Here is a 13,815-nt window from a genome sequence, read left to right as displayed (position 1 = left end):
ACCGGTCATATCACAAAAGCAAGGGATCTGGTTTCGGCGCTAGCAGCGGAAGGAACTAGAGTTATTCCTTATGTGTGAAAACAGACCCTCTACCGCCCCCGACTTCCTCCTGTCCCGCGCGACGGGGTCTGTGCGTACCCAAGGTTCAACCACCACCTTTAGCGCTGTCGATGATGCAGTGTCCGCACTACGTGCCGGCAGCGCGCCCATGGTCGTCGGCGCACTTCCCTTTCACAAGGGTGATCCAGCTGCGCTCACCGTGCCGCGCAGCATCATTCGTGAGGACGGGCCTCTTGAGCCCCATGCCTACTACCGCAGCGGCAAGCTCAATGCGCGCGTGACCGGTTTTGATCCGGAGCCGGAAGAGCACCTGCGCCGCATTGAGGCCGCCATCGCTACGATCGAAGCCTCCAAACTGGACAAGGTGGTTCTTGCTCGCGCCGTTGACATTGAGTTCAATGCTCCGGTGGATCCGCTCCTCGTGGCCGCGCGATTGATCGATCTATCCTCGCACCGCGACGGCTTCATCGCCGACCTCTCGCCGGCGGGGCGCCCGGGATCTATGCTCGTGGGCTCCTCCCCGGAAGTGTTGATTAAGAAGCAAGGCTCAACGGTTACGGCCTTCCCCCTAGCTGGCTCGGCGCCCCGCCAGGCCGATAAGGCACGCGATATCAAGGCCGGTCAAGACCTCCAAAACTCAGGCAAGGATCTGCGCGAGCATGCCTTCGTCGTGGACCACATCCGCCGGATCTTGCAGCCGCTGTGCAGTACTCTCGACGCCCCCACCACCCCGCAGCTGACCTCCACGAACGAGATGTGGCATCTGGGGACCCCGATTGCGGGAACACTGAAGGATTCGAATTTCACGGCACTCGAACTGGCCGAGCTGGTCTACCCCACCCCCGCTATCTGCGGTACCCCCACGGAAGCCGCGCAAGCGCTGATCGAAACCGCCGAAGCCGACCGCGGCTTCTACGCCGGTGCAGTGGGCTGGTGCGATGACTCCGGCGATGGCGAGTACATGGTGGCCATCCGCTGCGCCGAAGTAGCCGGCGATGGACTCTCCGCCCGCGCGTGGGCGGGCGGCGGAATCGTCGTGGATTCCGACCCGACGGCCGAGCTTCAGGAAACCACGGCGAAGTTGCGCACCATTCTCAAAGCACTCGGCCTCTAGAGCGGCCTTTAGGCCCGCTCAATCGGGTTGGTCAGGCTGCCCACGCCGGGGATCTCAATTTCGATGGTATCGCCCGGCACCATCGGCGCCGTACCAGCCGGGGAACCTGTGGTGATGACATCACCCGGCAGCAGCGTGTAAGACTGCGAGATCTCCGCGATGATGCCGCCCATCTTCACGATCATCTGGTCGGTGTTAGAATCCTGCTTTTGCTCGCGCTTGCCATCGTGGGTCAGGTAAGCGTTGATCTTCTGGTCATCAAGGTCGATGCAGTCCAGGTCCGTCTCAATCCACGGGCCCAGCGGGCAGAAGGTGTCAATACCCTTCGCACGTGCCCACTGGCCATCCTGGAACTGCAGGTCGCGCGAAGAGACATCGTTGCAAATGGTGTAGCCAACGACGTGATCGCGCCACTTCTCCGGATCAATGTTCTTCGAGACCTTAGAGATCACGACCGCGAGCTCTCCCTCGAACTCCACGTTGGTGGCGAACTCTGGGATCTTGATGGGGGCACCGGGGCCGATGACCGCGGTGGAGGGCTTAATAAAGATCGTCGGCGGGAGGTGCTCCGCGGATTCCTTGAAGACCTCAGCCACGTGGTCGGCGTAGTTGCGGCCAAGCGCCACGACCTTGGTGGGCAGGGTCGGCGCCAGCAAGCGCACCTCACTCAGCGGCCACTCGCGGCCAGTTGGCTCCGGCGGGGTAAACGGGGTGCCGGAGATTTCCTTGGCCACCAGCTGGTCAAGCGGGGCGTCGGCGGGGCCATCAATGATGGCGAAACAAATACCTTCGGTGTGAGCAATTCGTCCTAAACGCATGACGGCCATACTACTCGCAAGGGTTTTTCACTCGCGTTCAGGGGCTAGATGTAAAGCTTGCAAAGGATGCGATGATAACGCAGGCGTCCAACCTGTGGAACAGAGCCCGCTCGGCCGCCTAGCGCTTGGCGACGTCCCCCAAGGTCACCGCCCGCGTGCTCCCCCGCTGTGCCAGATATAGCTCAGCGCAGGCCAAAGCATCACTCAGCGCGTTGTGATTGCCATAGCGCGGCAAACCGTATCTTGCGCGTACTCGGGGAAGCCGCAGGTCCTCGCCGCGCGGATAAGTGCCCATGCGTTCCATGTGGCGCCGCTCAATAGCAAAGGTATCAACCACGCTCAACCGAGGGACCTGACCAAATATCTCTTTGGAAGCCGCTTCTATGAAGCCCACCTCCACAGGTGCGAAGTGAGCGAGTAGCGCTCGGCCGTTCAGGGCCTTTCGCAACTGCTTGATTGCCACTTCGCGTTCTTCGCCGGCATCGACTTTGTCTTGAGTGAGCAGGTGGACATGTGCATCTTCGGCCACCTTCGCGCCGCGCACCACGGTATAGCCGGCGCCAGATAGGTCGATAACACCGCCGTTCACCGGTACCCACCCGATAGAAACAATCTTTCCTGTGCGCGGATCAAGACTCGTGGTCTCCATATCTACGGTGAGCAATCCCAGCTCATCGAGCGGGGTGCTTCGTGCAGGCGCGCCCCAATCCGCGCGGCGGCTCCACCGGCTCCACATCTAGATACTCCTCACCGGGTACTTGGTGGCAAGCGCGTTCTGCATGGATTTGATCGCACGGAAAGCATCACGCAGGTGCTCGCGGTCCATCCGCCCCAAGCTCTTGGGGTCAATGTGGTAGTCCGGCTTGTGCCCTTCCCGCAACTGTCGGGCTTGGTGCTCGAAGGAAAGAGATCGGAGGTAGTCGAAGGCGTCGAGAAGCTCCTGTGCACCGCGGCGGCTCACCGCGTTCCCGGCGGCTTCACTTAGGCGCTGGCGGGTGTCCACAACCGTGGAGCCGGATGCTAAAGCGAAGAGCCGGGCCATCTGGACAATACCCGCGGTGCCTCCCTTTTTGATGTCGAGGGTATGTGCATAATCGCCATCGCGCTCCACCACGAGTCCGCGGAAGAGCGTCAGCGGCGGCTCGCGGCGCGCGGCCAGGCTAGCCAGGTGAGCGTGCAGGCGCGTCGCGCCCTTGCCCATCTCCACGGCGGCAGTGTGGACCTCACGGGCCAGCTCCTCGCTTCCGTAGAGCACGCGGAAGTCGAAGAAAATCTGGGCGTTGAGCAGCGCCTCCGGTTGGGGGTCCCGGATCCATTTGCGGAAGGTGTCGATCCATTGGGAGCGCGTCATCCGCCACTCGGCGTTCATGGCCATCATGTCACCTGGGCACAGAGCCTGACCGGCGGCGGCAAGGCCCTGGCACACGAAGGTACTAAACCGTGCGAAATACTCGCCGTGCGCGCTGGCATCATAATCATCCGCGAGGACGAGCGCATTATCCTGATCCGAGGCCAGCGCCATCTCGCGCCGCCCCTGCGACCCCACGGCCACGAAGGCATACTCCACAGGCGGAGGACCAAGTTCCTCCTCCGCGAGCGTACACAGGCGCCGTGCCACAGCATCGGCGGCAAGCGTGACCAAGCTCGAGGCTTCCGCCGGTGTCGAGCCACGTTCCACGAAGCGCCCGGCCAGGCGCGTGGCCTCGTTGAAGGCACCATTCAGCTCCGCAACACTGGAGCGCCGTGAAAGATCCGCCGCAAGGTAGACCGGATCATTGTGCAGCAGCCGGGTAACGTCCGACTGCGTAACAATCCCCTGCAGGGCGCCTTCTTTGACCACCGGCAAATGGTGGATTCCGCGCTCGGCCATGTGCAAGAGTGCTTCCATGGCCGGGGCATCCGCCGATACCGTGAGGGGCTGAGGCGTCATGATCTCCCCCACCGATTCAGCAGGGTCACGCTCCGCGGCGAGCACGCGGGTGCGCAGATCACGGTCGGTCACAATGCCGGCAAGACGCTTGGCTGAATCTGAACCCGGTGCAACAACGAGCAGTGAGGACACGCCGCGGTCCGTCATCAACATCGCGGCTTCACGGATGGTGGTGGCAGCCGGCGCAGTCAGTATGTCGGTGCGAATGAGCTCTCGCAGCGGCGTGCGTAAAACGTCGGTCGAAGTGGATTCAGACAGCTCACGCGCTGCCGCACGGATCTGGCGCGATTGCGCTGAAAAGAATCGCTCAATGTCGGGGTTGCGGCGGGACAACTCGCTGAAGTCCTCCTGCGCCAGGGTGAAGACGAGGCTGTCCTCCACCGCGACCATCTCATAAGCGGAGTGCGGCTCCCCCTGCAGCGTAGAATAACCGAAGGTGAGCCCGGATTCGCGGCGGTCTAGCAGCATGCCGTCCTCCCCCAACACATCAATCGCCCCGGTGCGGATGATGTGGAGGTTGGCATTCTCTTGCCCCAGCTTGATAGGGATATCCCCTCGGCGCAGGTAGATCATGCTTAACTGTGAGGACAGCGCGTTAAGCTCTTCCTCCGGCAGGTGGGAGAAAGGCTCATTCTTGGCCAGGAAGCTGGTGACCTCGTCTATTTCGACGCTCATGCGCCAACCATACAGGGCTAGGCGCTGAGCGCGGAGGCGATTCGATCACCAATTTCGGTGGTGCGCGCCTGTGCGTCGCCGCGGGAGGAGACGTCGGCAGCCACGGCCTCCTCGATGCGCATGGCGTTCTCCTCATCCCCGAGGTGGCGCAACAGCATGGCCGCCGACAAGATGGCCGCAGTGGGATCCGCGATGCCCTTGCCCGCGATATCCGGGGCGGAGCCGTGGACCGGCTCGAACATGGAGGGATTAGCGCCGGAGGCATCGATGTTGCCGGAGGCAGCCAGACCAATACCGCCGGTAACTGCACCCGCCAAGTCGGTCAGGATGTCGCCGAAGAGGTTGTCGGTCACGATGACGTCATAGCGCGCTGGGTCGGTGACCATGTAAATCGTCGCAGCATCGATGTGGTTGTAATCTACGGTGACCTCGGGGAATTCCTTCGCAACCTCGTCCACCGTGCGCTGCCAGAGGCCACCGGCGTTAACAAGGACATTGGTCTTGTGCACCAAAGTCACGTGCTTGCGGCGGCCCATCGCACGCTGAAAGGCATCGCGCACCACGCGTTCAACTCCAAAGCGCGTGTTCTGAGAGACCTCCGAGGCCACCTCGTGTTCAGTACCTTCGCGCAGCGTGCCACCGTTTCCGCAGTACAGACCTTCGGTGCCCTCACGGACGACGACGAAGTCGATATCGCCCGGGTTTGCCAGCGGAGAGGTGGACGTCGGGTACAGCTTGGAGGGGCGCAAGTTGACGTGATGGTCCAGGGCGAAACGCATCTTCAGCAGCAACCCGCGCTCAAGCACACCGGGCGGGACCTCACCGGGCGCACCAATGGCGCCGAGCAGGATGGCGTCGTGTTCGCGCAGGGAGGCCAGGTCGGCGTCGGTAAGCAGCTCCCCGTTGCGCAGGTAGCGTCGTGCACCAAGGTCATAGTCCGTAACCTCAACGTCCTGGCGCACCGCGCGCAGGACCTTGAGTGCTTCCGCGGTTACCTCGGGACCGATTCCATCGCCGCCAATCACTGCCAGTTTCATTTTGCGGGATTCCTTTCTCACATATTGGATACTTGTGAGAGTACCACTCCCTCTGCCTGGAGGGCGGCGAAACCCCCGCAAAGAACCGTTCTTGGTCCTTCACGGGGGCTGGGATGAAAGGTTTAGCTGTCCAGACTAGGCATCCAAATCAAGCTGGCGGCAGGTAGCACCCAGCGCCGCGTTGATTTCCTCGACAAGCTCTTCCGGTACCTCGCGCTCAACTCGCAAGATAAGGACTGCATCGGAGACATCCTTGCCCTGGGTCAATGCGGCCGCCACAATGTTGATGCCGGCAGCGCCAAGCTTCGTACCCACAGTACCCAAGGCACCCGGGGCATCCTTGTAGGAGAAGAAGAGGTTGCGGCCCGTAGCGCGCATGTCGACGCCACGGCCATTGATGCGGATGATCTTCTCGACGCCGTCGATGCCAGTCAGGGCACCAGTGAGCTGCGATACCAAGCCGTCGGGGCCGATAACCTTGACCCTCACGGAGGAGCGGTGTCCCTTCGATTCCACGTTGGTCTTGACGTCCACGCTCACGCCGCGGCTTTCAGCAATCTGCATCGCGTTCACAAAAGTAACGGTCTCCGAGACCACGCCAGAAAACAGCCCGCGAACAGCGGACAATCCAAGAGCCGAAACATCCTCGTTGGCCAGCTCGCCGCAAGCCTCCACCTCGACGGCAACCGGCGCAGCGTCCAACAGGTTGCCTGCAACGAGGCCCAGCTTGCGTGTCAGATCCAACCAGCCGGCAACCTCTTCGCCGACTCGGCCGCCTTCGACGTTGACGGCATCGGCAACGAATTCGCCGGCCAGTGCCTTGAGCACGGAGGCAGCCACATCGGTACCCGCACGATCCTGAGCCTCGACCGTAGACGCGCCAAGGTGCGGGGAGACGGTAACTTGCGGAAGCTCGAAGAGCGGGGAATCTGTGCACGGCTCGGAGGCATAGACATCGAAGCCAGCGCCGCGGTGGTGACCGGATTTGATCGAAGCAGCCAAGGCTGCCTCATCGACCAAGCCGCCGCGGGCGGCGTTAATGATGATCTGCCCCTTCTTGGCCTTCGCTAGGAGCTCGGCGTCAAACATGCCGGCGGTCTCCGGGGTCTTGGGCAGGTGAATGGTCACGAAGTCAGCGCGAGACATGAGCTCCTCAAGGGGCACCAATTCCACGCCCAGCGCTGCCGCACGGGCCGGGTTGGCATAAGGGTCGTGCGCGATGACGGTGGTCTCAAATGCCAGCAAGCGCTGGGCAAAGAGCTGGCCGATGTGACCGAAACCCACGATGCCGATGGTCTTGCCGTATACCTCAACCCCCTTGAAGGAGGAACGCTTCCACTCACCTTGGCGCAGGGACTGATCCGCCGCCGGAACCTGGCGTGCGGTGGCGAGAAGCAGCGCGATCGCCTGCTCGCAGGCGGAGTGGATGTTGGAGGTCGGCGCGTTGACAACCATGACGCCACGCTCGGTGGCAGCGGGGATATCAACGTTGTCCAAGCCGACGCCGGCACGCCCCACAATCTTCAGGTTCTTCGCTGCGGTCAACACCTCCGCGTCCACGGTCGTAGCGGAGCGGACGAGGAGGGCGTCTGCCTCCGGCACCGCGGCAAGCAGCTCCGCGCGGTTGGGACCGTCAACCCAGCGGACTTCAACTGTGTCCCCGAGAGCATCGACGGTGGATTCTGCAAGCTTATCGGCGATAAGTACGACCGGCTTCGACATAACTTCCTTCACTAGTCTGAAATGTGGATGCCGAGAAGTGTAGTTTATTCTTTCCAGCCCTGAGCGATTTTATGCGTGAATTCTGTCACTGAACCGAATTCCGGCCCGAGGGCCACGATCGGGCCATCCGCCAACCCCGCAGTAATCGCCGCGCCGGCTTTCGTTGCCGTCGGATCCGGTTGCGCCATCACGAACACCGTACCGCCATACGCGGTGGCGTTCACCACGTTTGCTAAAGGGCTGTCCTTCGTCGCAACGATCACCGGTGCCATCTGCGCATCACGGCGCGCCTGGGCAGGAATCGCTGGCATCTTTTCCTTCGTAAGGTGCTGCGACAGGGGTTCCCACGCGGCCTTCAACTCCGTCTTGGTTGAGGAATCTAGGCGGGTGATGCTGTCCACCATGCGCTCGCGATTCACCACCACCTTGGATTCAAAGCGGAATGCGGTGTACTCCCCCAGCGCCTTGGTGTTTCCCGGATCATGCACCACTTCGCGTTCGCCATTGTGGCTAGCCCATGGGACATCCCCGATGACGAGGATCTGGTCAACGTCAAGGTCGGTAAGCAGCTGCGAGATCTGCGGGCGAATCGAGGAATCGTAGGTCACCATTGGCACGCGCTGCGATACGCTCAGCGTCGCGGCCCGCAGGGCAGCGGCATCTGAGTCTTCGGCCAAGATCAGCGTATTGCTTTCCTTGAAGAACAAACGCGCGGAGTCAATTCCCCAGCGGTCCTCAACCACCGTAACCTCGTTGGCGAATTGCGGGTCAATAAGCCGCAGACGGTTTTCTTCGCTCGCGCGGGCTAGGTCAATCTCCGCCTCAGGGCGGGCGGCAATGTCCTGCGTCAGGATTGGCTCACCGCGCCCCAACGAGGAGCAGCCCACGGCCGCAAGCGCGCTCATGCCCAGCAGCAGCGCTACAGGCACGACACGCAGTGCGCTCGGCGACGACACCTTAACGCGCAAAGGCCTGCGGGCCCTCTTCGCCGCCGGAAAGGTTCGCCTCATCCACGTCGCGCACAACCTTCTTGTTGAGCGCGTATTCAACGATGCCCACGAAACGCTCGCGGCGATCGGCAAAGAACTGATGCGCAGTCTTCGCGGTCAGCAGCTCCGGTTCTAAGTCATGGGAGGCCAGCACGCTGTCGAACTCAGCGTCTTCCATGATTGACTTCGACTGCACGCGCGGCAGGTAGCGCTCCGGCGAGTGCCCGTCGAGGACAACCTCGGTGCGCTTGCCCATCGGCGTGCGGTTGAGCACGGAATTAGCCAGTACACCGCTGACGCCGTGGCGCTCACACCAACGAAGCGGGAAGACCGGGAAGAAGCCTGGTTGCAGCTCCTCGAAGCTGTGGCGGTTGAACGGGCGGCCGGTACGCCAGTCCTTCGCGCCGCGTGCCATGAGCAGAGCATAGAGGCCGTGCCACACTCCGTCGTGCTCCCCCACAGACAACAAGCGGGACTCGCGGAAGGAGGCATCGCGCACAGTCTTCGGGACATCCTCGGTCTCACCCGCGACCCACGCCGTGACCTCATCGACATCACGCGCGGCGCGCAGCCTCACTGCAGAAGAGCCATAAAGCTCACCAAAGACACCGCTCCAGAACCACTGGTTGAGGCGGTCCCATGCGTCCTGGCTGGACAGCACGCCCTTCTTTTCTGCCAGGCGCGCAAGGATGACAGCCAGCGGAATGATCTGCTCGGAATAAGGCACCTGCTCAAGGGAGAGAATGCAGCGCTCGGCCAAGAACTCAGCGACCTCACGGAAAGTAATTACCAGGGTTTGCGAGGCCTTGCGGTACTCATTCAGTGACAGCTGCAAGATATCTTCGCGCTGGCCGCCAGCGTTCCCCTTCTCCCCGGACACCAGCAGCGATACTGCCGAAAGGAACTCATTGCGGCCGATGCCGTCGAGAGCCGGGAAGGCACGCAGCTGCTTCTCGACGCGTGCCCAATCCTCCGCCAGGTGAAAGTCCGGATCTTCAGAAGCAAAGACAGCCGTCAGGAGATCGAAGACGTCCATCTGCAAACCGGCCGAGTTAGCCTGAGCGAAAATGGAGCCAATTCCCGAGCTCGCCGTCTCGCGCGAGAGGCGAATCATCGGCACCGTGTAGCCGGACAGGGGCCGTAGAATCCGGTTATTGAAGGCAGCGACGACGTCACGGGTGGCGCCATCGTTGGCAGCGGCGAGCTCGAAGAGCATGCTGGTGCCTTCCTCACTCAGCAACGCCGAGACCGGGATGCAGCACGCCTGTACTGCGGCCTCACGACTGTCCAAGGTACCCTCGATGTCCGGCGCGAAGTGGGAGCGCAGCTCGCCGTGCTGATTGATGGCAAAGACAGCTTCATCCGGCATGATGTCCTCGGAGGTAGCTTTGCGCAGGTCCACGAAGTACTTGCGGGAGACTTTCTTGGAGCGGAAATCGGTGGTATCCACAAAGCCCTCACCGCGGAAGCAGTGATACAGGGTGGTTAGCCTCTGCTGCCCATCGAGCAGGAGCAGGCCGGGGTTCACCCCAGTGTTAGGCGCGCCCGCGAGAGGCCGTGGCCGAAAGCGCATGGCTTCATTGCGGGTGTCCAAGGCCATGAATGCACCGAGCGGGTAGCCGCGCAGGACGGTGACGATCAGCGATCGAATTCGGTCTTCATCCCAGGCATAGGAGCGCTGGAAATCGGGCAGCTGAATATCACCACGATCGATGCGAGCGAAAAGGTCATTAAGGTCATAGCTTGGCGTAGAGAAACCCATGGCCCCGAGCCTACAACTAAATGTGGGAATATGCCCGTTTATGTGCGAACATCACATCAAAAGGAAATCCCGCTGACCAGTGGCCAACGGGATTCTGTAGTCGAAGCGCAGTTTAGGCAGTTGCATCCAGCGGATTCTTGACCCAGCTCTTGACCCAGCTCATGAGGTCACGCAGCTGGGAGCCGGTCTGCTCAATCGGGTGGGAGTTCACCTTGGCGCGCAGCTCCTCCAGCTCCTTATTGCCGCCCTCTACGTTGGCGACGAGGCGCTTGACGAAGGTGCCGTCCTGGATATCAGTGAGGACATCCTTCATGCGTTCCTTCACGGAAGCGTCGATGACGCGCGGGCCGGAGAGGTAGCCACCGAACTCAGCGGTGTCGGAACAGGAGTAGTTCATGTTCTTGATGCCGCCCTCAACGATGAGGTCAACGATGAGCTTCAGCTCGTGGCAGACCTCGAAATAAGCCATCTCAGGCTCATAGCCAGCTTCAGTCAGGACCTCGAAGCCGTTCATGATCAGGTACTCCACGCCACCGCACAGGACCGCCTGCTCACCGAAGAGATCGGTCTCGGTCTCATCCTTGAAGGTGGTTGGGATAACGCCGGCGCGGGCACCGCCGATGGCCGCAGCATAGGACAGGGTCAGCTCGCGCCCCTCGCCCTTCGGGTCCTGCTCGGTGGCGATCAGGCAGGGAACGCCCTTGCCGTCGACGAACTGGCGGCGAACCAGGTGGCCCGGGCCCTTCGGAGCAACCATGCCGATGGTGATGTTCTCCGCCGGCTTGATCAGGCCAAAGTGGATGTTGAGGCCGTGGCCGAAGAACAGCGCGTTGCCGTCCTCCAGGTTCGGCTCGATATCATCTGTAAAGATCGTCGCCTGGGAGGTATCCGGCGCCAGCAGCATGATGACATCAGCCCACTTGGCGGCCTCAGCGTTGCTGAAAACCTTGAAGCCAGCCTCTTCTGCCTTCTCGCGGGACTTCGAGCCCTCGCGCAGGCCGATGGCGACCTCAACGCCGGAATCACGCAGGTTCATAGCGTGGGCGTGGCCCTGGGAGCCGTAGCCGATGATGGCGACCTTGCGGCCCTGGATGATGGTCAGGTCTGCATCAGATTCGTACAGAGTCTCAATAGCCATGTTTGATGTTCCTTTTCTTTTGGGTTAGTTCGCACTACGCATCCAGTAGTGACTCGGCCTATTGAATTTGTATCACACCTTGGGACAGTTTGCCCACCTTGTGGGATTTTATTTCGTCGGTGCCATTGCTTTCGGGCCGCGCCCCAGTGCGACGTTGCCAGATTGCACCAGCTCGCGGATACCGAAGGGCTCGAGGACGTCGAGAAGCGCCTGCAGCTTGCCCGGGGTACCGGTGGCCTCCACCACCACGGACTCCGGCGACACATCCACGATGCGTGCGCGGAAGATGTTCACTGCATCGACCACCTGAGGGCGGTTAGAGTTATCCGCGGCTACCTTCACCAACATGATGGAGCGCGCAATCGTGTTCTCTTCCTCGAGCTCAACTACCTTGAGCACCGGGACGATTTTGTTGAGCTGCTTCGTCACCTGCTCGATGATGACCTCGGAGGCATCCACGACGATGGTCAGGCGGTTAATACCTTCCGTCTCGGTCCGAGCGGACACCAGCGAGATGAGGTTGTAGCCACGGCGGGTGAACATGCCGGTCACACGGGAGATGATGCCCTCAATATCCTGAACCCGCACGGAGAGGATGTGTCGGGTGATGTCGTCTTTAGCCATTGTTTTCGGCCTCCTCGAGAGATTCGTGGATGTCGGCCGGTTCCTCGGCCGCGGACTCATTGTCATCAAACAGCGGGCGCAGGCCCAGGGCGTACTGGATCTCCTCATTGGAGGCACCGCCACCAATCATTGGCCACACCTGGGCATCCTGGCCCACGATGAAGTCAATAACCACTGGGCGGTCATTAATTGAGCGCGCACGCTCAATCGCGGGGCCGATCTCTTCTGCTGTGGTGACGCGAATGGACTCGCAGCCCAAGGCTTCGCTGAGCTTGACGAAGTCCGGTACATACTCGTCGTGCTCGCGCAGCTTGGTGTGGGAGTACTTGTTGTCATAGAAGAGCGTCTGCCACTGGCGCACCATGCCCAGGTTGCCGTTATTGATCACGGCAACCTTGATGGGAAAGCCTTCCACGGCCGCGGTGGTCAGCTCCTGGTTCGTCATCTGGAAGCAGCCATCGCCATCGATAGCCCAGACCTCTCGCTCCGGGCAGGCAGCCTTAGCCCCCAGCGCCGCGGGCACGGCGTAGCCCATCGTGCCGGCGCCACCGGAGTTGATCCAGCTGCGGGGGTGCTCAAAGTCGAGGAACTGCGCCGACCACATCTGGTGCTGGCCCACGCCCGCACAGTAGATAGCCTCCGGGCCAACGATGGAGCTGAGTTTTTGGATCACCTCTTGCGGGTTGAGCAGGCCATCTGACGTCGGCTCAAAGCCGCGCGGGAAGCGGCGCTGCATGTTCCCCAAATACTCCATCCACGGACCAATTCGCGGGGCATCCAGCTCCGCATCATTGGCATAAGCCTTGGTCAGTCGCAAAAGCACCTCGCGGGCATCGCCCACGATGGGAACAGCCACCTCGCGGATTTTGCCGATTTCCGCCGGGTCAATGTCGGCATGGATCACCTCGGCGTGGGGAGCAAAGGTGTCCGTATCACCGGTCACGCGGTCGTCGAAGCGTGCGCCCACGGCGATGATAAGGTCCGCGCGCTGCAGGGCCGCCACCGCGGGAACGGTACCGTGCATGCCGGGCATACCCATGTGCTGCGGGTGATTATCCGGGAAGGCACCGAGAGCCATGAGCGTGGTCACCACAGGGATTCCGGTCAGCTCCGCGAACTCGCGCAGCTCGCGGGAGGCCTCGGCCTTGATGACGCCGCCGCCAACGTAGAGCACCGGACGCTCGGCGCGCGCAATGCGCTGAACGGCCTGGGTAATCTGGCGCGGATGCGGAGTAGTCGTGGGCTTGTACCCCGGTAGCTCCGGCATCTTTGGGCCCGAATATTCCATATAAGCGTTCTGCACGTCCTTCGGAATATCCACGAGCACAGGCCCAGGGCGCCCAGTGGCGGCCAAATGGAAGGCGGCCGCGATCGCCCCGGGGATATCTTCTGCCTTGGTGACGATGAAGTTGTGCTTCGTAATCGGCATCGTCACGCCACGGATATCAGCCTCTTGGAAGGCATCGGTGCCCAGCAGGGAGCTGCCCACCTGGCCCGTGATTGCCACGACGGGAATCGAGTCCAGGTTGGCGTCAGCCAGCGGGGTCACCAGGTTGGTCGCACCCGGGCCGGAGGTAGCAATCATGACGCCGACCTTTCCGGATGCTTGGGCGTAGCCTTCGGCTGCATGGCCGGCCCCCTGCTCGTGGCGGGTGAGCACGTGGCGCAGCTTCGTGGATTCAAAGAGGGCGTCGTACAGCGGAAGCACGGCGCCACCCGGAATGCCGAAGACAAGCTCGGTGCCGAGATCTTCGAGGGTGCGGACAATGGCGTGTGCGCCCGTGATGCGCTCGGGCGCCCGCTGTGGCGGTGTGGAAGCTGTCACGGTTGATGTGCTCCTTCAGTGGGGTGGGTGGTGAAGAGATCATCCAACGAGTAACGCCCCCGTCTTTCCTTCCTGGGTGTGAAGGTAACGGGGGCGCTTGCTGGTCGACGTCACTTGTGGA

At 61.8% G+C, this 13,815-nt stretch carries 11 protein-coding genes; 1 reads left to right on the top strand and 10 read right to left on the bottom strand.

Annotated elements, in window-relative coordinates; genetic code table 11:
- The first annotated feature begins 70 nt into the window (after nucleotides 1-70).
- Nucleotides 71-1,174, top strand: a complete 1,104-nt coding sequence (locus HMPREF2760_RS04915; protein ID WP_070596746.1) for an isochorismate synthase — start codon at nucleotides 71-73, stop codon at nucleotides 1,172-1,174.
- A gap of 8 nt (nucleotides 1,175-1,182) precedes the next feature.
- Here the strand turns inward: HMPREF2760_RS04915 and HMPREF2760_RS04910 are convergent, their stop codons facing one another.
- From HMPREF2760_RS04910 to HMPREF2760_RS04865, 10 genes are all read right to left on the bottom strand, one after another.
- Nucleotides 1,183-1,992: a fumarylacetoacetate hydrolase family protein gene (locus HMPREF2760_RS04910; RefSeq protein WP_185963178.1), complete on the bottom strand. Its 810-nt coding sequence runs from the start codon at nucleotides 1,990-1,992 to the stop codon at nucleotides 1,183-1,185.
- 118 nt (nucleotides 1,993-2,110) lie between these two features.
- Entirely contained in the window at nucleotides 2,111-2,728 is a 618-nt protein-coding gene (locus HMPREF2760_RS04905) for an exonuclease domain-containing protein (RefSeq protein WP_070596745.1), read from the bottom strand.
- Entirely contained in the window at nucleotides 2,729-4,597 is a 1,869-nt protein-coding gene (locus HMPREF2760_RS04900; protein ID WP_070596744.1) for a DUF294 nucleotidyltransferase-like domain-containing protein, read from the bottom strand. It lies immediately after the preceding gene.
- A gap of 17 nt (nucleotides 4,598-4,614) precedes the next feature.
- Nucleotides 4,615-5,634: a 3-isopropylmalate dehydrogenase gene (locus HMPREF2760_RS04895; RefSeq protein ID WP_070596743.1), complete on the bottom strand. Its 1,020-nt coding sequence runs from the start codon at nucleotides 5,632-5,634 to the stop codon at nucleotides 4,615-4,617.
- 135 nt (nucleotides 5,635-5,769) lie between these two features.
- Nucleotides 5,770-7,356, bottom strand: a complete 1,587-nt coding sequence (serA, locus tag HMPREF2760_RS04890) for a phosphoglycerate dehydrogenase (protein ID WP_070528608.1) — start codon at nucleotides 7,354-7,356, stop codon at nucleotides 5,770-5,772.
- A 44-nt stretch (nucleotides 7,357-7,400) separates the two neighbouring features.
- Nucleotides 7,401-8,285 (bottom strand): hypothetical protein, encoded by an 885-nt coding sequence (locus tag HMPREF2760_RS04885; RefSeq protein WP_118854827.1) that lies wholly within the window; start codon nucleotides 8,283-8,285, stop codon nucleotides 7,401-7,403.
- A 28-nt stretch (nucleotides 8,286-8,313) separates the two neighbouring features.
- Nucleotides 8,314-10,107 (bottom strand): GmrSD restriction endonuclease domain-containing protein, encoded by a 1,794-nt coding sequence (locus HMPREF2760_RS04880; protein WP_070565387.1) that lies wholly within the window; start codon nucleotides 10,105-10,107, stop codon nucleotides 8,314-8,316.
- A gap of 112 nt (nucleotides 10,108-10,219) precedes the next feature.
- Entirely contained in the window at nucleotides 10,220-11,245 is a 1,026-nt protein-coding gene (gene ilvC, locus HMPREF2760_RS04875) for a ketol-acid reductoisomerase (protein WP_070596742.1), read from the bottom strand.
- A 108-nt stretch (nucleotides 11,246-11,353) separates the two neighbouring features.
- Nucleotides 11,354-11,869 carry an acetolactate synthase small subunit gene (gene ilvN / locus HMPREF2760_RS04870; RefSeq protein WP_070528612.1) on the bottom strand — a complete coding sequence of 172 codons (516 nt, stop codon included), beginning with the start codon at nucleotides 11,867-11,869 and terminating at the stop codon, nucleotides 11,354-11,356.
- The gene (locus HMPREF2760_RS04865) at nucleotides 11,862-13,694 is read right to left on the bottom strand and encodes an acetolactate synthase large subunit (RefSeq protein WP_070533038.1); all 1,833 of its coding nucleotides are present in this window, start codon (nucleotides 13,692-13,694) and stop codon (nucleotides 11,862-11,864) included. The genes ilvN and HMPREF2760_RS04865 overlap by 8 nt, the downstream gene beginning before the upstream one ends.
- Nucleotides 13,695-13,815 lie beyond the last annotated feature (121 nt).

Source organism: Corynebacterium sp. HMSC065D07, from assembly GCF_001810695.1.
GTDB classification, from domain to species: Bacteria; Actinomycetota; Actinomycetes; order Mycobacteriales; family Mycobacteriaceae; genus Corynebacterium; species Corynebacterium hesseae.
This window is presented reverse-complemented; position numbering and strand designations above follow the sequence as displayed.